This is a genomic window from Jeotgalibaca dankookensis, assembly GCF_002005405.1.
GTDB classification, from domain to species: Bacteria; Bacillota; Bacilli; order Lactobacillales; family Aerococcaceae; genus Jeotgalibaca; species Jeotgalibaca dankookensis.
Genome location: NZ_CP019728.1, coordinates 1,110,273 through 1,128,555, shown reverse-complemented (window position 1 = coordinate 1,128,555; position 18,283 = coordinate 1,110,273). Strand labels below are relative to the sequence as shown.

Sequence of the window (18,283 nt, the reverse complement as noted above, 5' to 3'; positions counted from 1 at the left end):
GGACAAAAAAAGTCCTAACTGCTTCTTTTTCGCATAAAAGTAATGGATACATCCTCGGCCTCATCGTAGTAAATTAAAGTATCCTCAGTTGTTTTCTCGATTGTAATAAAGTAACCAAACTTATCTTGTAGCGCAAGTGTATTCGCTTGCCCACTTATTTTAATTAAGTGAATCTGTTCTAAGTTAAAAAATACACGTGCTTCATTATCAATTGAGAGGGTATTTTCATCTGCTGATAACCACTCACCGCATAAGTCATATAATGAAAGCGGAGTAGGTGGCTTTTTTTTCAATGCGGAACGATTCATTTTGGTCATGATTGGTAAGATACCGATACCTAGAGATAAACCTACTAATAGTTGTTTACTTATTCTTTTCATATTCATCTAAATTCACCCTCTATAGTCATGTCTAGATTAGTATAGCTCATTCTTTCGCTAAATCATACTGATAGCTCAACCAAATTTACGCATTGTTCTTCGGAAATTAGTATCATATTTGGGATAAATGCTGCAAAAGAAGCAGAGTCCGTTCAAGTTGTTTACAATGCTTTTTTTAATAGTGGCTATAATTTTTTAAGTAGAAACCCAAGCTGGTAGGAAAAATGCTGTCATTATGGTATATTATCTATATAAGAAACAATGCAACAATTTGACTTAAAATTATAAAGGTGGCGTTAGGTATGTTCAATTTTTTCAAGAAGAAACAAAAAGAAGAAACTAAAACAGCTGAAAAGAAAAATTTATATGCACCCGTAAACGGTCGTGTTATTTCAGTTACTGAAGTAGCAGATCCTGTTTTTTCACAAAAAATGATGGGAGATGGCTATGCGGTTATACCAGAGGATGGGCAAATTTACTCACCAGTAGATGGTAAAGTGATGAGTGTCTTTCCAACTAAGCATGCTGTAGGGATTCAAATGGACAATGGAATTGAAATATTACTCCATATGGGATTGGATACAGTAGAGTTGAATGGTAAACCTTTTGAAACGCACGTGAGTGAGGGCGATGTCTTATCAGCAACAACACTCGTAGCAACTTGTGATTTGGAAGCATTGGCAGAAGCCGGTAAAGATAACGCGATGGTAGTTGTTATCACGAACATGGATAAAGTCGAAAGTTTTGATCTGACTGCGAGCGGCAACGTAGAAGCTCACAGTGTCGTTGGAACGGTCGTAAAAAATTAAATGTAAAATAAAGAGAGGTGATTGGGAATTAAATCCCAACCACCTCTTTTTATTAATAAGTAACACACACACATTCTGGTGCATAAACATCTTTTTGTAAAAGATTTAATTTACCGGTTTCGTCGTCACGACCAAAGAGTGTCAGTTGGTCAGAATTTTGATGTCCAACAACTAAAAAGACTTGGTCCGGTGTTAAATTGAAATCTCGTGGAAAATCTCCTTCGCTGGGTTTGTATTCAACTAAAGAGAGTGAAAAATCATCAGCTACTTTATAAACAACAATGGAATTATGTCCCCGATTAGAAGCATAAACAAACTTACCGTCCGCACTTACACGAATTGCTGCGCCACTATTAAAGTCAGTATGGCTGTCGGGAATCATAGATATGCGACTTTGATAAGTCAAGCTTCCATCTTCTGATTGGTATTCTAACACTTCAACTTCTGAACTTAACTCGTCTAAAAGATAAGCCGTGTGCCCATTTGGATGGAAAACAAGGTGACGCGGACCTGAACCAGGTTTGGTTTGATAGCGTGCAACCTCCTTTAACTTACCTTGTTGTGACACACTATAACTATAAACCGCATCTGTCCCCAGATCACAAACCAGTAAATATTTTTTGTCGGGAGTATAGTCAGTATAGTGGACATGGGGACCATCTTGATTCTCATGAACACTACTACCAACATGTTGAACACGGTCCGTTAATTCAATCCCTGATTTTGTTTCCTTATAAACTGACACATAACCATCATGGTAACTAGCAGTAAATAACAAATTATTTTCTTCGTCTAAAGCGATATAACAAGGTGTATTTTCTTCAGTTGTATTACTATAACGTCTTTTATACTGTCCATCTTCTTGTCGTGTAAAAGCTGTTAAACCTGCTCCTTCTTCTTCTTTAGAAACGGTATAGAGAGAGGATTTGTCCGAATTTAAAGTAATATAAGTAGGTGAATTAACTTCAGCAATCAGTTGAACCGCACTTAATTCTTTTTTATCTGTATCAAGTATAGTTTGATGAACGCCTTTACTTTCACGTTTCGTATAAGATCCTAAGTATAAGGTGTGTAACATTATGAATTCCTCCTAATAATAGTTCTAAGTCCTCTAATATTAGTATAGCAAACAAAGCTTACTTTAAACGACAGATATGCTAAAATGAAGCTATTATTACAAGGAGGCGGATTTAATTAATGAAGAGTAAAATTGTACATGTAGGTAAGGATGCATTTAGTAAAGAACCTATCCTCATTTTATTTGGTGAAGATGCAACGGATGCAATTCGTGATGTCTCATTGTTGCAAAGATTTGAAGAAGATATCCGTGATTTTCAGCTCCAAATTGGTGACCACATTTATTTTGGCGACCAAGTCTATACAATTACACATGTTGGTAAGAGTGTAAGTGCGAATTTAATGTCGCTGGGACATGTTACTTTTGTATTTAAACCTTTCGATCCACAAAATATAATTGAAACAAGTATTTATTTGAGCCCTTATAACTTACCAGAAGTTGTGACTGGTATGACTATTACCTATCAGTCATCTCTTTAAAGAAATAAAGGAGCGTAACTATGAAAAAAGTCCGAAACTATCCCAAAAAGTTGTCTTGGTTTGAACAGTGGATACTCAATAACAAGTTTGTAACGTCTCTAATTATTGTCTTACTTATATTATTAATCATTCTTGTTTTTTCAAAAGTCTCCTATCTGTTGCAACCAATTGCCAGTTTTTTTAGTATTCTAGGATTTCCACTCGTTTTGAGTGGCATTCTTTATTACTTAATGAATCCTTTTGTTAATTGGGCAACACGTAGAGGCCTTAGTCGTAGTATGGCTATTGTATTCGCCTTTTTAATATTTATCGTCTTATTAATTTGGGGTTTTGCAATTTTGATACCTGTTATTCAAGAACAAGTCTCCGGATTTATTGAAGAGTTTCCTGAATATTGGGTTACTATTAATCAAATGTTATCTAATTTACTAGAGTATAATTGGTTTAGAAATATCCAAAAACAACTTCTTGAAATTAACACAGAAGTTTTAAACTATATTACTAATTGGGCAAATGGTGCTCTTTCCAACACAGGTGGATGGTTATCTTCGGTAGTCGGAGTCGTCACCAACGTTTTCGTTGGATTGATAACCATGCCAATTATTTTGTACTACTTATTAAAAGAAGGACATAAATTACCGAAAGCAATCCTGCAATTTTTACCAAATCGACAACGTGAGTCCTTTGGTCACTTATTAGCAGAGATTAATAGTCAAGTGAGCCAATATGTGCAAGGGCAAGTTATTGTAGCTACTTGTGTAGGAATTATGTTTGTCATTGGTTATTCAATTATTGGGTTGAATTATGGTATTTCTTTGGGCATTATTGCAGGATTCTTAAATATTATTCCTTATTTGGGATCTTTTATTGCAATTTTACCCGCTCTGATCATTGGTTTAGTTGATTCTCCTTGGATGCTCATTCAAGTTATTATTGTCTTTAGTATTGAGCAATTTTTGGAAGGACGTTTTATTTCTCCCCAAGTGTTAGGAAGCAATTTATCCATTCATCCCGTTACCATCATGATTGTTTTATTGACATCAGGGAAATTATTTGGCCTAGTTGGTTTTGTATTAGGAATTCCTGGTTATGCTGTTTTAAAAGTTATCTTTACGCATGGGTTTGAATGGTATAAGTCAGAATCTGGCCTTTATAACGAAGAGGTAGAAGAGACACCAGTAATAGAGACAGAAGCGGATGAATAATTCTAAAAAAAGTTGAGTAGATTTTTTACTCAACTTTTTTATTTTTTTAGAAGGCATTATAATTGACACAGGTGACAGGCTGTCATATAATTGTAAAACGAATTACGACACCCTGTCATATTCAAATAAGTTATTATCAATTCTGAAAGAAGGTGATAGAATGCCAAAACAAACTTTTTTTAATTTATCCAAAGAGAAAAGAGAACGTTTGTTGCGAGCCGCCTACAAAGAATTTTCAAAATTTTCCCTAGAAAATGCTTCTATAAATGCTATTATCCATGAGTCCGACATTTCAAGAGGGAGTTTTTATCAATATTTTGAAGATAAGGAAGACCTTTACTTCTACTGCCTTCATCTCCTAAAAAGTAATGAAAAAGAAAATGTAGAAAATTGTTTTAAAAAGGAAAATGGAGATTTATTTAAAGGGTTAGAAAGAACCTTTGATTATTTATTTGACACTTATTTTTGTGGTAAAAATAAAGAGTTTTACCATCATTTTTTTGTCAATATGACTTATCGACTCAGTCGTAATATTTATACTGATGCCCAACATACCCAAACGGTTCAACACTATGAGAAAAATTTGCAGGATTTAACAGCGATTATCGACAAAACCAAGTTAAATTTTGATTCAAATTCAGAGTTACAAGAGTTTATCCGTTATACCTTCCAAATGATTCACTGGTCCATCTCACGCGTTTTCCTTCAAAATCTATCCAAAGAAGAAGCAAAACGGATTGTCAACCAGCAATTATCTTGGTTAAAAAACGGAATTACTAAATAAAGGAGGCTATTTCATTGTTAAAATTAGCAAAACGTATTTCTAAAAAAGCTGTTTTTGGTTCAATACTGTTTATTGTCATCCAAGTTTTTGCAGAGTTAAACCTACCAAATATGACGTCTAACATTATTAACTATGGTATTGCAACAGGAGACTTTAATTATATTTGGCGAACAGGAGCGATTATGCTTGGTTTAACTGTTATTACGATTTTAGCAGCCATTGCGGGTGTGTATATATCAGCTAGTGAGTCACAAAAGGTAGGGCGCGCATTGCGTAGTGATATTTTTGAAAAAGTCATGTACCTATCAAAAGATAAAATTGATGAAGTCGGCCAAGCGTCTCTAATTACAAGGTCCACAAATGATGTTGAGCAACTTCAGTTTGTATTTATGATGATGTTACGAATGTTGACGTTTGCCCCTATCATGGGGATAGGAGCTGCAACACTTTCTTATGTTCAAAGTCCGCGATTAGCACGTATTTTCTTTATCTCTGTACCGGTTCTAATTGTTTTCTTGGTTATTATTATGAGTGCAGCCGTTCCAAGATTTAAAAAGATTCAAAAAATGACTGACCGTTTAAACTTAATTTTCCGTGAAGGCCTAACCGGCGTTCGTGTTATCCGTGCTTTTAATAAAAGTGATTATGAAGAGAAGCGATTCAAGGGCGCCAACTTTGATTTCATGCGTAACAATATTATTGCGATGTCTATAACAAGCTTACTGATGCCTGTTATGATATTGGTATTAAGTTCTACTAATATCGCAATCGTTTTGATTGGTGGCGAGTATATAGCAGTTGGTGATATGCCAGTGGGAAATCTTGTAGCCTTTATTAGTTATTCATCTATGTTACTGTTTAGTTTCATGATGCTCTCATTTATGCTAACTATGATTCCGCAAGCACAAGTTTCAGCCAAACGGATTAATGAAGTGTTAGCCATGGAAAGTACCATTACAGATGGTTCAAAAACCTTTCCTACAACAGATTTTACAGATGAATCCGCACGATTGACTTTTGACGATGTGACTTATAAATTTCACGATGCAGAGAAACCAGTCTTATGCGATGTAAGCTTCGATATGCAAGCAGGTGAAACATTAGCTATTATCGGAGGAACTGGTTCAGGTAAATCAACCATGGCTAATTTGATTATGCGACTATACGATGCTACAACAGGTAGTGTTTTTCTAAATGGCGAAAATGTAAAAGATTTAAAACAATATGACATTCGTGAGCGAATTTCCTATGTGCCTCAAAAAGCAAACTTATTTACAGGAACCATTCGCACCAACATGTTAGATGGGAAACCAGATGCTACTGATGAAGAGATTTGGGAAGCACTTGAAATTGCCCAAGCAAAAGACTTTGTTGAAAAGCTAGATGGGGGATTAGAATACCAAGTCGAACAAGGTGGTAGTAACTTCTCTGGTGGACAAAGACAACGATTAAGTATTGCGCGTGCAATTGTGAAAAAATCAGCGGTTTATGTTTTTGATGATTCATTTTCTGCATTAGATTTTAAAACCGACGCAGCCTTACGTTATGCCCTAAAGGAAAAAATTACTGATGCTGTTGTGGTTATTATTGCACAACGTATTAGCAGTGTGATGACCGCAGATGAAATTATTGTTTTAGATAGTGGACGCGTCGTGGGGCAAGGTAGCCATGAAGAATTAGTAGAAGAAAATAATGAGACATACATGGAAATCATGAACTCTCAATTCAGGGAAGGGGAAGGCCAATGAGAAACGCACCGAAAGCAGTTGAAAAACCGAAAAATTTCTGGGGATCACTTAAACGTTTATTAAATTATATGTCGGTCAGACGCTGGCTTATGTTCTTGGCTTTCGCTCTGTCTGCTGTTGCAACAGTTTTTCAAATATTTACACCGCGAGTTTTAGGTTCTGCAACTACCGTTATTTATGATGGTGTTACAGAAGGGATGAACAATGGACGATTCCCAATTGATTTTGCAGCAATTCGCCGTATTTTAATTACGGCAGCAATTTTGTACGTCTCAACGGTAACCTTACGATATATATCGCAATTTACACTTGTTCGGGTTGTACAAAAAACGGTCTTTGACCTACGTCAAGACTTTAAAGAAAAAATGTCTCGTGTACCTATTGAATACTATGATACCCATAGTAATGGGGACATTATGAGTCGTGCCATTAATGATGTTGATAATATTGCACGGCAATTAGTGCAAACCATCAATCAGGCACTGATGAGTGTCGTGCAGTTTGTAGGGATTTTAATCATGATGCTGACGATTAGTTGGAAATTAAGTATTGTTGCCTTGATTACCATCCCGCTAAGTGCATTTATCATTTCAAGAATTGCTCCTACATCGCGCAAGCTTTTTAAAGCGCAACAAAGTGAGTTAGGTTTGTTGAATGCGCATATTGAGGAAAGCTTTGCCGGTCATACTGAAATCATTAGTTTTAACCGTGAACAAAACGCCATGCAAGTATTCGATGATCAAAATAAGAAGTTATTTGATGTCGCTTGGAAAGCACAATTCTTTTCAGGAATTCTGATGCCACTGATGAATATGGTTAAAAACCTTGGTTATGTTTTTGTGGCAGTCATGGGTGGGTTTGAAGTCGCAAATGGTGTGTTAAAACTGGGAGAAGTTCAAGCTTTCTTAATTTATACCAACCAATTTTCCGAGCCTATGAAGCAACTGACTAATATTTTAAATACCATCCAATCAATTGTCGCTTCAACCGAACGTATCTTTGAAGTACTCGACGAAGAAGAGATGAAAGATGTCTCGACCGGTCAACCAATTATAGAGACTGATGATAAGATTACCTTTGACCACGTTCGTTTCGGCTATAATGAAGATGCTGATTTAATGACTGACTTTACCTTACGCGTGAAGCCCGGACAAATGGTTGCCATTGTGGGGCCAACCGGTGCTGGTAAATCAACAATTATTAATTTATTGGAGCGCTTCTATGATGTAAGAGGTGGGAGCATCCGTTTAGAGGGACAAGATGTCCGAGATATAGACCGCGATGAATTACGCAAACGCTTTGCCATGGTCTTGCAAGATACTTGGTTATTTAATGGAACCATATTCGATAACATTAAATACGGTGCACGCGGTGAAGTAAGTGATGAAGACGTATATGCAGCTTCACGAATGGCACATGCCGATGAGTTTATTAGAACCTTGCCGGAAGGGTACCATACCGTTTTAAATGAGGATGGTAGCAATATTTCGCAAGGTCAACGCCAATTGTTGACAATCGCACGTGCTTTTATCACTGATCCAGAAATGTTGATTCTAGACGAAGCAACTTCAAGTGTCGATACACGAACCGAAGTATTGATTCAAAAAGCAATGCGTCGTTTACTAGAAGGACGGACTAGTTTTGTTGTGGCACACCGTTTGTCCACCATTCGGGATGCTGATAATATCATCGTTATGGATAATGGCGATATTATTGAAACAGGCACACATGATGAGCTGATGGCGCAAGATGGTTTCTATGCTGATCTTTATAACAGTCAGTTTGCCGATGCCGAAGCTTCTTAAAAAAAGCTGGGAAGTAGTTTTTTAGACTACTCCCCAGCTTTTTTTTCTTTATTTTTTATAGCTAATTCAATTAATCGTTCTGCTAAATGTTGATTGCGGACTAATAGAGGTCCATGGAAATAAGAACAAAAGACATTTTTATAGCGTGCACCTTCCGTATTGTCCTTTTCATTGTTACCCGTTCCTTTTTTGACAATACCAAGTGGCTGAGCCCCTTCCCCTAGGAAAGTGCGACCGTTATGATTTTCGAAACCATGATAAGTATCTCCAGTTTTTTCATCATAAATGGTAATATCACCTGTAAAACGACTGTTTTCTTGGTTTAATGTATAGTGATCAAGAGCGCTAATTCCTTCTAAGCGTTCACCAGCTGAGTTAATATAGTAGTGACCAAGAAGTTGAAAGCCACCACAAATCGCTAAAAGAACCCCATCATTTTCAATATAAGTTTTGATAGCATTCGCTTTATTTTGAATATCGTGGGAAACGACCAGTTGTTCATAATCCTGACCGCCACCAAAAAATACTAAATCATAATCACTTGCGTTAAATGAATCGTTTAAACTTACAATTTCAGTTTCCACTTCTAAACCTTTTTGACGAGCGATATACTGTAACATCAATAGATTTCCATTATCGCCGTAGGTATTTAACAAGTTCCCATACAAGTGTCCAATTTTGAGTTTCAACTATTTCATCCTCTCTTGGATATAGCCTTGATCGGCTAATTCTTTGCGTAAATTCAAAATAGCAGTGTAAGTAGCCATGACATATATCTTTTCAGTTGGAGCATGCTGGAAAGAATTAATGACGTCACCGATGGATTCTGTTTTTTCCATCGTTGCTTCAGATATACCAGCGACCTTTAAGCGTAATTCCATATCATCACGACGAATACCACTCACACCTACATAAGGGATATTAAAATCAGTTAATCGCTCGAACTCCCCATCCCAAATCCAACTAATATCGGTACCGTCAGCAGGGCGATCGTTTAAAATCAAACTGACAGAAAATGGATCGCGTTCATAATTAAGTAAGGCAATAATTTGATTCAGTCCAACTGGGTTTTTAATCAAGTTTAAAATAATGAGTTTGTCGCCAACTTTAATCGTTTCTTGTCGGCCAAATTTCTGTTGGGTTTCAGTAAAACCTGCTTGAATCTCTTCAGGTGATAAACCAAATTCGCGTCCAACTGAGTAGGCTGCTAATGCATTATAAATATTATAGAGTCCTGCAACCTTTATGTGGAAAGGATACCCATCGATTTGGAAACTAGAAGATTTGTAATCGAGATTCTCGATTGCCGTTACTTGGTATTTTAGTTCTGGACGTTTGAAATCACAGTTTGGACAATAGTATTTACCTAGGTTGGCATAAGTATTAAATTTATAATGTAAGATACTATGACAGTTTGGACATAGAACGCCATCTGTATTGTAATGAGCCATCGTTTCCCCGTCATCAGTGTGATTAAATCCAAAATAAATACTTTGGTTTACTAATTTTCTTGAGTTAAAAATAGGGCTGTCGCCGTTGGCTATAATTACAGCCTCTGGTGCTAAGGCTGCACCTTCTACCATTTTATCGTATATGGTATATATTTCACCAAAGCGATCCATTTGATCACGGAAAACGTTGGTATTTACAATAAAACGCGGTTTAATATATTTTGTCACATGAATCAAACTGGCTTCATCTACTTCCAAAATTGCAATTTTCTTCCCGGATCCTGACGTTTTTTCTAAAAAGGTTGAGACAATTCCTTGGGCCATATTCGCACCGGTCGGATTTGTCACGATGTCTGGATATTTTTGTTTGAGAACGTGGTAGGTTAATGAAGTTGTGAGTGTCTTACCATTGGTTCCTGTTACAATAACAACTTCATAATCTTTTGCGAGTTGAGCGAGCACACCAGGGTCAATCTTAGCTGCCAATTTGCCTGGTAGGCTTGTGCCACCTTTTGTAAATGTACGTAAAGCCCACTGTGTTCCTTTTCCAACTGTGACGGCCAAAGCTCCCCTAATACTCAAATCTATCTCTCCTCTATGTAAAAAAAATTCTCTTAGACATCATAGCATAAAAGGCAATCCATCTGGAAGTCCCTCTTCTTTATAATTGGTAATAATCGTTCGTTTTTAATAAAATTTAATAAAAGCGCCTGACTCTGACAGACTGGATGATTGACTTTAAGAGTATTTATTACTATTATATTACAAGATAAGATTGACCGAAAATGGTAACGAGGTGTAAAATGGCGCAATTATTTTTTAAATACGGAGCAATGAATAGTGGGAAAACAATTGAAATTTTAAAAGTAGCCCACAATTATGAAGAGCAAGATAAAACAGTTTTAATTTTTACCAGCGCTGTTGATGACCGTGATAAAATAGGCGTTGTAGCGAGCCGTATTGGCATAAAACGAGCAGCTATTCCGGTCTATTCGGAAACAGATATGTATGCAATTGTAGAAGAACAAACTACTACCCCTTTTTGTGTATTGGTTGATGAATCGCAATTCTTACAAAAAAAACATGTGTTACAGTTAGCTAATATTGTTGATAAACTGCATATACCTGTTATGGCTTTTGGTTTAAAAAATGATTTTTCTAATGAACTCTTTGAAGGGTCAAAATATTTACTTTTGTATGCAGATAAAATTGAAGAAATTAAAACAATTTGCTGGTACTGCCATAAGAAAGCAATTATGAATATGCGACTTGTAAACGGCAAGCCTGTTTACCAAGGTGAACAAATTCAAATTGGTGGGAATGAAGCCTACATACCCGTTTGTCGTAACCACTACTTCCATCCACCACTGAAGTGAAGTAAGCTGAAAGATGCCAGTATTCGAAAATTAGAAGGGTTTTGAAAAATATGTTTGAGCAACTAGATACATTTATTATTCGGTATGAAGAACTTTCCGAGCTACTAAGTGATCCCGAAGTTATTTCGGATACCCAACGCTTAATGGAACTTACAAAAGAAGAGGCCGATCTCCGACCAAAAGTTGAAGTGTTTCGTCGTTATCAACGAATCCAAGAAGAACTGGCGGAAACAGAAGAATTATTGTCAGAGAGCTTAGATGACGATATGGCCAAATTAGCTAAAGAAGAACTAAGTGATTTAAAAACTGAAATAGAAGAGCTTGAAGAACAAATTAAAGTTATGTTGCTTCCTGAAGACCCAAATGATGATAAAAACATTATCATGGAAATCCGTGGCGCAGCAGGTGGAGACGAAGCCGCTTTATTTGCTGGGAGTTTGTTTGAAATGTATAGCAAATTTGCTGAATCCCAAGGGTGGCGAGTTGAGGTGATGGATGCCAATATTACTGGTATTGGTGGGTATAAAGAAATCACTTTAATGATTACCGGCCAAAATGTCTTTTCAAAATTGAAATACGAAAGTGGCGCACACCGCGTTCAGCGTGTCCCTTCAACTGAATCACAAGGACGGGTGCACACGTCAACTGCAACGGTTGTGGTTATGCCGGAAATGGAAGAAGTAGACGTGAGTATAGCGGATAAAGATATCCGGGTCGATATTTACCACGCTTCAGGAGCGGGTGGACAACACGTTAATAAAACTGCTTCTGCTGTACGATTAACGCACATTCCAACAGGTATTGTTGTTGCTATGCAAGATGAGCGCTCACAATTAAAGAATCGCGAAAAGGCTATGACTGTCCTACGCGCGCGCGTGTCAGACAAGCTCTCTTCTGAGGCACAATCTGAGTACGATGCTAGTAGAAAGTCAGCCGTTGGGACAGGAGACCGTTCTGAACGGATTAGAACTTATAACTACCCACAAAATAGAGTGACCGATCACCGAATTGGACTGACGATTCAAAAATTAGACCAAATACTAAGTGGTAAGTTAGATGAAATTATTGACGCGCTAATATTAGCAGATCAAGCTGAGAAGTTGGAGAAGATTAACGATGGAAATTCTTAGGAAGCGAACCTATCAACAAACGGTTCAACAAGGTGCGCGTTATTTAGAATTAAATAATAAACATACCTACGTAGCTGAACGCTTGTTATTAGATCGTTTGGATTGGAATAAAACAGACTTTATTAAGCATCTGAACCAAGAGATGCCCGAAGATATATTTTTACAATATTTAGACGATTTGAACCAATTTATTGAAGGAAAACCCGTACAGTATATTGTAGGAAAAGAATGGTTTTATGGCCTCCCTCTAAAGGTTAATTCGGATACGCTCATTCCGCGCTCTGAAACAGAGGAGTTAGTCCAAATAGCACTGACACACCTGAATAAAAAAGTGGGAACGCAACCTCTAAAGACATTAGACATTGGGACTGGTTCCGGTGCAATTGCCATTACGATGAAACATGAGCGAAACCAAGATAGTGTAACGGCAACTGATATTTCTGAGAAAGCCTTGCGAGTCGCAGAAGAAAATGCTAGAAATCATCAATTAGATATCCGTTTTTTACAAGGCGATTTACTAGAACCAGTTTCTTTGGAAACCTTTGATTGTATTATTAGCAATCCACCTTACATCAGTTATAGCGAAACGGAATTAATGGATGAATCTGTGTTAGAGTATGAACCACATTCAGCACTTTTTGCCGGAAATGAAGGAATGAGCTTGTATGAGCGTCTAGCTTATTCATTGCCATTTTCTTTAAAAACGGATGGTTGTTTATTTATGGAAATAGGTTTTCAACAAGGGGAAAAACTCTTAGAACTCTATAAAAAAGCTTTTCCAGATAAAGAAGTTTTGATCCAACAAGACATTAACGGATTAGATCGTATGTTAATTGTAAAATGATGCACTATAAAAAAGCCGGACATTTGTCTTGGTTTTTTTTTGAGAAAGGACTAAGAAAAATGAAAACAAAATTGTTTCATTCTGAAAATTTAGAGGAAGCGAGTCATTATTTGAAAGCAGGGGAGTTAGTCGCTTTTCCAACCGAAACAGTTTATGGGCTGGGAGCAATTGCTTCAGATGATGCTGCTGTAAAAAAAGTATACCAAGTAAAAGGAAGACCTAGTGATAACCCTTTGATTGTTCATGTTGCTTCAGATGACATTGCCTCTTATGTGGCCGAGGTTTCTCCTATGGCAAAAAAATTGATGCGTGCTTATTGGCCCGGTCCTTTAACATTGATTTTCAATGTTAAACCAGATATCTTTGCGCCATCTGTAACTGGCAATCAAACAACAGTCGCTTTGCGTATGCCTGATCAGCCAATGACTTTACAATTAATTAAAGAAGCTGGATTTCCCCTAGTAGGGCCAAGTGCGAATACCTCAGGAAAACCCAGTCCGACTAAACCAGAACATGTATTACACGACCTTGAAGGAAAAATTGTAGGGGTTGTAGACGGCGGTGAGACCAATATCGGTGTGGAATCAACTGTTCTTGATTTGACTGATTCAAGAGGGCCAATTATTTTGCGCCCAGGAGCCATTACTCGAGAACAAATTCAAATCGTTATTGATCAGAAAGTTTGGATGAATCACGAAGTAAGCCAGAAAAATCAAGAAGGTGCCCCCAAAGCACCTGGAATGAAATATATCCATTACTCACCAGAACAACCTGTCGTCTTAATAAAAAGTGATTGGCAAGGAAAGATTAAGGAGCTCCTGCAAAAAAATAAAAGAATTGGTATTCTAGCTTCTGATGAAAAAATAGCTGAACTGACAGAAAAATCAGAACTGTCAGTTTATTCACTAGGTTCTATAAAAGAACCGATGCTAGCTTCGAAAAAATTGTATGCAGGGTTACGTTATTTTGATGGTCAAGACGTTGATATCATCTTAGCCGAAGTCTATCCTAAAGAGGGAATTGGAATTGCCGTTATGAATCGACTAGAAAAAGCTGCAACAACCATTTATCCAGAATAGGTTCTGTGCTATACTTGGCACGAGCTCTAATCGTATTTTAATAAAATGATTATTTCAGGAGTGATAAGATGTATGATAAGCAAGTTTTCCAAGCAATAGAAAATGAAAAGTTAAGACAAGAAAATGGGATTGAGTTGATTGCATCCGAAAATTTTGTTTCAGAAGAGGTAATGGCAGTGCAAGGAAGTATTTTAACGAATAAATACGCAGAAGGCTATCCAGGTAAACGTTACTATGGTGGCTGCGAGTTTGTGGACGTGATTGAGAATTTAGCCATCGATCGATTAAAAGAACTATTTCAAGCAGAGTATGCCAATGTACAACCCCATTCTGGCAGTCAAGCGAATATGGCCGCCTATCGGGCGCTTCTGGAACCAGGTAGTAAAATATTAGGGATGGACCTTAATCATGGTGGACATTTAACGCACGGGTCTAAAGTTAATTTTAGTGGACAAACGTATGACTTTGTATCGTATGGGGTTGATAAAGATACAGAAGTTATCGATTATGAAAAAGTAAAAGAAATCGCGATCCAAGAAAAACCGCAATTGATTGTTGCAGGTGCTAGTGCTTATTCCCGCCAAATTGATTTCAAAAAATTTCGTGAAATAGCAGATGAAGTAGGCGCTAAATTACTTGTTGATATGGCTCATATTGCTGGACTCTGCGCAACAGGACACCATCAAAATCCGGTAGCGTATGCCGATGTTGTTACTTCGACGACTCATAAAACCTTACGAGGTCCACGTGGTGGAATTATTATGGCCAAAAAACAATATGGGAAAAAATTAAACTCCGCTGTTTTTCCAGGAATCCAGGGCGGGCCTTTGGAACATGTAATTGCCGCAAAAGCAGTAGCGTTCAACGAAGCAATGGACCTTTCCTTTAAGGAATATATCGGTCAAGTAGTCGAAAACGCTAAGGCAATGGCAGAAGTTTTAAAACAGTCCAGATTCCGAGTGATTAGTGGCGGAACAGACAATCATTTGCTGTTACTGGATGTCTCAGAGTTTGGATTAAATGGTCAAGAAGTAGAAACGTTACTTGATTCAGTAGGAATCACTGTTAATAAAAATTCGATTCCTTTTGATACATTACCACCATCAAAAACAAGTGGTATTCGAATTGGAACACCAGCCATAACTACGCGCGGATTTGGTAGGAAAGAAGCCGTGCAAGTTGCCGAATTGATGATTGAGACACTAGAAAATCGAGATAAGCCCGAACAATTAGAAGCCATCAGAAATTCCGTACATGAATTAACAGAGAATTTTAGCTTATACGAAAAAAGTAAATAATACCTAGCAAAATGGCTGGTAATCTTATACAATGTAACAAGTGAAAACTGAGAGGGGAATACAAATGGGACGTGTAACAGTAATGGATCATCCGTTGATTCAACATAAATTGACAATTATTCGTAGAGTAGAAACAGGAACAAAGGACTTTCGCCAAGTGGTAAGTGAAATTGCGATGCTAATGGCATACGAAGTCACCCGTGATATGCCTTTAGAGGATATTGAAATTGAAACACCACTTGTAAAATCAGTAGAAAAAACGTTAAGTGGTAAAAAAGTTGCTATTATTCCTATTCTCCGTGCGGGAATTGGGATGGTCGACGGCTTCTTAGCAATGTTACCAGCTGCGAAAGTAGGCCATGTTGGGTTATATCGAGATGAAGAAACACTTCAACCACATGAGTATTTCGTAAAATTACCAGCAGACATTTCTGAACGTAAATTATTCGTTGTTGACCCTATGTTAGCTACAGGCGGATCAGCTATTGCTGCAATCGAAGCGCTTGAAAAACGAGGAGCTAAAACTTCAAATATTAAATTTGTTTGTCTTGTTGCAGCACCTGAAGGAGTTAAAGCACTTAATGATGCTTACCCGGATGTAGAAATCGTCGTTGCTGCTTTGGATGATCGATTAAATGAAATTGGTTATATTCTTCCAGGTCTGGGAGATGCTGGTGACCGTCTATTTGGAACGAAATAGTTAAACATCGAAGAGGAAAAAAAGCGATTCTTTCCCTCTTTTTTATTTTGTCAATAAATGATAATGTCATTAAATAGCTATGACTAAATCCACATTATGAAGTGGATTGAAATGATGTTGCAGATAAAAATTACAAATAACCTTGTCACAATGCTTTTAAACAATATTATTATATGTTATAGTAAAGAAATTTTCTTAATTTTTTCAAAAAACTTTGAAAATGTTACGACAAGATGATATCATTGAGCAAGCAAGCAAGCCGCTTTTATTTAGTGTGTCTTTTTATGGTTTGTTTTAATTTGGTTGAAAAGAGGTGAAACGATTGGAACACGAATCTGTTATTGTTGAGTTTATGGGAATTGGTTTTGATTTGAGTATCATCATCAGTGTTATTGTAACGTGTATAATTATCCTTCTTTTTTCCTATATCACGACAAGAAAATTGTCTGTTAAGCCTGGGAAAGCACAGCTCGCTATCGAATATATTGCAGATTTTGTAAAGAATATGATTTCCAGTTCAATGGATTGGAAAGTTGGCGAACAATTTTATCTACTAGGTTTTACTCTCTTTTTATTCATATGGGTAGCAAATATCGTAGGATTAATTTTGGTTATAAACATAGGTGGTTTTTCTTACTTTAAGAGTCCTACCGCTAGTCCGGTTGTCACATTAGCTCTTGCACTATTGGTTATTTTAATGACACATTACTATGGAGTACGTGAACAAGGTTTTAAAGATTACTTTATGAATAGCTACATACGTCCTGTGCCAGCATTATTCCCAATTAAAATTTTGGAAGAATTCACAAATACGCTTACTTTAGCTCTGCGTTTATACGGTAACGTTTTTGCGGGTGAAATTTTACTCGGTTTAATAGCATCACTGGCATTAAGTTTTGGACCGTGGACTTGGATTATTGGTATTCCTCTACAAATGGTTTGGCAAGGATTCTCAGTATTCATTGGCTCTATTCAAGCTTTTGTATTTACAACTTTAACAATGGTTTATTTATCTCATAAAATCGAACATTAATTTAAATAAAAAGGGGAAATCGAAATGAATTTTATAGCAGCAGCCATAGCAGTTGCCGGTGCGGCAATTGGTGCTTCATTAGGTAACGGGAGAGTTATTTCTACAACAATTGAAGCTATTGCCAGACAACCTGAATTACAAAGTCGCTTACAGACCCTAATGTTTATCGGTGTCGGACTGATTGAAGCTGTTCCAATTATGGCAGTCGTTATCGCATTCTTACTAATTTTTCAATAAAAAAAGAATGATACATAAATAGGAGGGTTTATATGAAACCACTAATGTTGCTGGGAGCTACTTCCACAGCACTGGGAAATACAATCGTTACTCTTGTTTCATTCTTATTATTACTTTGGCTAGTAAAGCGTATTGCTTGGAAACCACTAATGAATGTATTGGAAGAAAGAGAAAAGACGATTAATTCTGACATAGATACAGCATCAGAAGCAAAAAAAATTGCTTTGAGAGATCGTGCCGAAACAGAAGCGCAGTTACGAGAAGCACGTAATAGTGCAAATGAATTATTAAGTAAAGCACAAATTGAAGGTAAAGAATTACAAAAAACAATTATCAAAACAGCAAACGAAGATGCACAACGGATTCGAAAACAAGTTGAACAAGAAGTTGAACTTGAACGAACACGTATGCTCCAAAGTATGCGAACTGAAATTAGTGGGTTATCGATTGCACTTGCTGAAAAGATAATTGGCAGAGAATTGAGTTCAGAAGATCAAGATCGATTGGTTAATGAGTTTATCGAAGGACTGGAAAAATAATATGGACAAAATTGAAGAATCTCTTATTGATAGTTACATTGACGAATTTTTAGATGAACTTGAACCTGAAAATCAGTCTAAAATTATTAAGTTGACATCAGCCGTTCCATTACGTCCTGAGCAAAAAGAACGCATCGTTACAGCTTTCCTCAATAAGATAAATTACACGGATGAATACGAAGTTATTGAAGTTGTCGATGAGTCTGTACTCGGCGGAGTAAACCTCGAATCAGATAATTTTTCCTACGACAACACATTACGTAATAAATTATCACAAATGAAGAAACATATATTACAAGACCAATAAG

Annotated in this window: 20 protein-coding genes; 16 read left to right on the top strand and 4 right to left on the bottom strand. The window is 36.8% G+C overall.

The features are described 5' to 3' along the window. Positions 1 to 14: 14 nt before the first annotated feature. Positions 15 to 386, bottom strand: coding sequence for a DUF4828 domain-containing protein (locus BW727_RS05575; RefSeq protein ID WP_062469056.1), 372 nt, complete (start codon positions 384 to 386; stop codon positions 15 to 17). Positions 387 to 682: 296 nt separating this feature from the next. Here BW727_RS05575 and BW727_RS05570 point away from each other — a divergent pair, with 296 nt between their 5' ends. Continuing rightward, positions 683 to 1,189, top strand: coding sequence for a PTS sugar transporter subunit IIA (locus BW727_RS05570; protein ID WP_062469059.1), 507 nt, complete (start codon positions 683 to 685; stop codon positions 1,187 to 1,189). Between the two features lie 52 nt (positions 1,190 to 1,241). On the opposite strand, the gene BW727_RS05565 is transcribed toward BW727_RS05570, so the two are convergent. Continuing rightward, positions 1,242 to 2,267 (bottom strand): lactonase family protein, encoded by a 1,026-nt coding sequence (locus BW727_RS05565; RefSeq protein ID WP_062469062.1) that lies wholly within the window; start codon positions 2,265 to 2,267, stop codon positions 1,242 to 1,244. A 119-nt stretch (positions 2,268 to 2,386) separates the two neighbouring features. On the opposite strand from BW727_RS05565, the gene BW727_RS05560 reads away from it, so the two are divergent. The 5 genes from BW727_RS05560 (at position 2,387) to BW727_RS05540 (ending at position 8,288) form a co-directional block, all read left to right on the top strand. Next, the gene (locus BW727_RS05560; protein WP_062469065.1) at positions 2,387 to 2,746 is read left to right on the top strand and encodes a PTS glucitol/sorbitol transporter subunit IIA; all 360 of its coding nucleotides are present in this window, start codon (positions 2,387 to 2,389) and stop codon (positions 2,744 to 2,746) included. A 20-nt stretch (positions 2,747 to 2,766) separates the two neighbouring features. After that, entirely contained in the window at positions 2,767 to 3,951 is a 1,185-nt protein-coding gene (locus tag BW727_RS05555) for an AI-2E family transporter (protein ID WP_062469068.1), read from the top strand. Between the two features lie 160 nt (positions 3,952 to 4,111). Beyond that, positions 4,112 to 4,735 carry a TetR/AcrR family transcriptional regulator gene (locus BW727_RS05550; protein ID WP_062469071.1) on the top strand — a complete coding sequence of 208 codons (624 nt, stop codon included), beginning with the start codon at positions 4,112 to 4,114 and terminating at the stop codon, positions 4,733 to 4,735. A 14-nt stretch (positions 4,736 to 4,749) separates the two neighbouring features. Continuing rightward, a complete protein-coding gene (locus tag BW727_RS05545; RefSeq protein WP_062469074.1) occupies positions 4,750 to 6,483 on the top strand; it encodes an ABC transporter ATP-binding protein in 1,734 nt (577 codons plus the stop codon). After that, on the top strand, positions 6,480 to 8,288 hold the full coding sequence (locus tag BW727_RS05540; RefSeq protein ID WP_062469077.1) for an ABC transporter ATP-binding protein: 1,809 nt from the start codon (positions 6,480 to 6,482) through the stop codon (positions 8,286 to 8,288). The genes BW727_RS05545 and BW727_RS05540 overlap by 4 nt, the downstream gene beginning before the upstream one ends. A 26-nt stretch (positions 8,289 to 8,314) precedes the next feature. Here BW727_RS05540 and BW727_RS05535 read toward each other — a convergent pair whose 3' ends face one another. Together BW727_RS05535 and BW727_RS05530 are read right to left on the bottom strand one after the other, a co-directional pair. Continuing rightward, the gene (locus BW727_RS05535) at positions 8,315 to 8,977 is read right to left on the bottom strand and encodes a type 1 glutamine amidotransferase (protein ID WP_062469080.1); all 663 of its coding nucleotides are present in this window, start codon (positions 8,975 to 8,977) and stop codon (positions 8,315 to 8,317) included. Then, entirely contained in the window at positions 8,978 to 10,321 is a 1,344-nt protein-coding gene (locus BW727_RS05530; RefSeq protein WP_062469083.1) for a Mur ligase family protein, read from the bottom strand. It lies immediately after the preceding gene. A gap of 221 nt (positions 10,322 to 10,542) precedes the next feature. Between BW727_RS05530 and BW727_RS05525 the strand changes: the two genes are divergently transcribed. From BW727_RS05525 to BW727_RS05480, 10 genes are all read left to right on the top strand, one after another. Next, positions 10,543 to 11,115 carry a thymidine kinase gene (locus BW727_RS05525; RefSeq protein WP_062469087.1) on the top strand — a complete coding sequence of 191 codons (573 nt, stop codon included), beginning with the start codon at positions 10,543 to 10,545 and terminating at the stop codon, positions 11,113 to 11,115. Positions 11,116 to 11,165: 50 nt separating this feature from the next. Further along, complete coding sequence (gene prfA / locus BW727_RS05520; RefSeq protein WP_062469090.1) at positions 11,166 to 12,245, top strand: peptide chain release factor 1; 1,080 nt, start codon at positions 11,166 to 11,168, stop codon at positions 12,243 to 12,245. Continuing rightward, positions 12,232 to 13,089 carry a peptide chain release factor N(5)-glutamine methyltransferase gene (gene prmC, locus BW727_RS05515; RefSeq protein WP_062469093.1) on the top strand — a complete coding sequence of 286 codons (858 nt, stop codon included), beginning with the start codon at positions 12,232 to 12,234 and terminating at the stop codon, positions 13,087 to 13,089. The genes prfA and prmC overlap by 14 nt, the downstream gene beginning before the upstream one ends. Before the next feature lie 59 nt (positions 13,090 to 13,148). Then, positions 13,149 to 14,168 (top strand): L-threonylcarbamoyladenylate synthase, encoded by a 1,020-nt coding sequence (locus tag BW727_RS05510; RefSeq protein ID WP_062469135.1) that lies wholly within the window; start codon positions 13,149 to 13,151, stop codon positions 14,166 to 14,168. A 68-nt stretch (positions 14,169 to 14,236) separates the two neighbouring features. Next, positions 14,237 to 15,466, top strand: coding sequence for a serine hydroxymethyltransferase (glyA, locus tag BW727_RS05505; protein WP_062469096.1), 1,230 nt, complete (start codon positions 14,237 to 14,239; stop codon positions 15,464 to 15,466). A 64-nt stretch (positions 15,467 to 15,530) separates the two neighbouring features. After that, complete coding sequence (gene upp, locus BW727_RS05500) at positions 15,531 to 16,166, top strand: uracil phosphoribosyltransferase (RefSeq protein ID WP_062469099.1); 636 nt, start codon at positions 15,531 to 15,533, stop codon at positions 16,164 to 16,166. Between the two features lie 322 nt (positions 16,167 to 16,488). Next, positions 16,489 to 17,199, top strand: coding sequence for a F0F1 ATP synthase subunit A (gene atpB, locus BW727_RS05495; protein ID WP_062469101.1), 711 nt, complete (start codon positions 16,489 to 16,491; stop codon positions 17,197 to 17,199). A 24-nt stretch (positions 17,200 to 17,223) separates the two neighbouring features. Beyond that, the gene (atpE, locus tag BW727_RS05490) at positions 17,224 to 17,436 is read left to right on the top strand and encodes a F0F1 ATP synthase subunit C (RefSeq protein WP_062469104.1); all 213 of its coding nucleotides are present in this window, start codon (positions 17,224 to 17,226) and stop codon (positions 17,434 to 17,436) included. 32 nt (positions 17,437 to 17,468) lie between these two features. Then, positions 17,469 to 17,975 carry a F0F1 ATP synthase subunit B gene (gene atpF, locus BW727_RS05485; protein ID WP_062469107.1) on the top strand — a complete coding sequence of 169 codons (507 nt, stop codon included), beginning with the start codon at positions 17,469 to 17,471 and terminating at the stop codon, positions 17,973 to 17,975. A gap of 1 nt (position 17,976) precedes the next feature. Next, on the top strand, positions 17,977 to 18,282 hold the full coding sequence (locus BW727_RS05480; protein ID WP_062469110.1) for a F0F1 ATP synthase subunit delta: 306 nt from the start codon (positions 17,977 to 17,979) through the stop codon (positions 18,280 to 18,282). Position 18,283 lies beyond the last annotated feature (1 nt).

Bases quoted from the DNA above. Each gene is read 5' to 3' on its own strand.
- BW727_RS05565 (WP_062469062.1), bottom strand. From the start codon at position 2,267: ATGTTACACACCTTATACTTAGGATCTTATACGAAACGTGAAAGTAAA.
- atpF (WP_062469107.1), top strand. From the start codon at position 17,469: ATGAAACCACTAATGTTGCTGGGAGCTACTTCCACAGCACTGGGAAAT.
- BW727_RS05555 (WP_062469068.1), top strand. From the start codon at position 2,767: ATGAAAAAAGTCCGAAACTATCCCAAAAAGTTGTCTTGGTTTGAACAG.
- glyA (WP_062469096.1), top strand. From the start codon at position 14,237: ATGTATGATAAGCAAGTTTTCCAAGCAATAGAAAATGAAAAGTTAAGA.
- prfA (WP_062469090.1), top strand. From the start codon at position 11,166: ATGTTTGAGCAACTAGATACATTTATTATTCGGTATGAAGAACTTTCC.
- BW727_RS05480 (WP_062469110.1), top strand. From the start codon at position 17,977: ATGGACAAAATTGAAGAATCTCTTATTGATAGTTACATTGACGAATTT.
- atpE (WP_062469104.1), top strand. From the start codon at position 17,224: ATGAATTTTATAGCAGCAGCCATAGCAGTTGCCGGTGCGGCAATTGGT.
- BW727_RS05550 (WP_062469071.1), top strand. From the start codon at position 4,112: ATGCCAAAACAAACTTTTTTTAATTTATCCAAAGAGAAAAGAGAACGT.
- BW727_RS05570 (WP_062469059.1), top strand. From the start codon at position 683: ATGTTCAATTTTTTCAAGAAGAAACAAAAAGAAGAAACTAAAACAGCT.
- BW727_RS05525 (WP_062469087.1), top strand. From the start codon at position 10,543: ATGGCGCAATTATTTTTTAAATACGGAGCAATGAATAGTGGGAAAACA.
- BW727_RS05540 (WP_062469077.1), top strand. From the start codon at position 6,480: ATGAGAAACGCACCGAAAGCAGTTGAAAAACCGAAAAATTTCTGGGGA.
- BW727_RS05510 (WP_062469135.1), top strand. From the start codon at position 13,149: ATGAAAACAAAATTGTTTCATTCTGAAAATTTAGAGGAAGCGAGTCAT.
- BW727_RS05560 (WP_062469065.1), top strand. From the start codon at position 2,387: ATGAAGAGTAAAATTGTACATGTAGGTAAGGATGCATTTAGTAAAGAA.
- BW727_RS05575 (WP_062469056.1), bottom strand. From the start codon at position 386: ATGAATATGAAAAGAATAAGTAAACAACTATTAGTAGGTTTATCTCTA.
- upp (WP_062469099.1), top strand. From the start codon at position 15,531: ATGGGACGTGTAACAGTAATGGATCATCCGTTGATTCAACATAAATTG.
- prmC (WP_062469093.1), top strand. From the start codon at position 12,232: ATGGAAATTCTTAGGAAGCGAACCTATCAACAAACGGTTCAACAAGGT.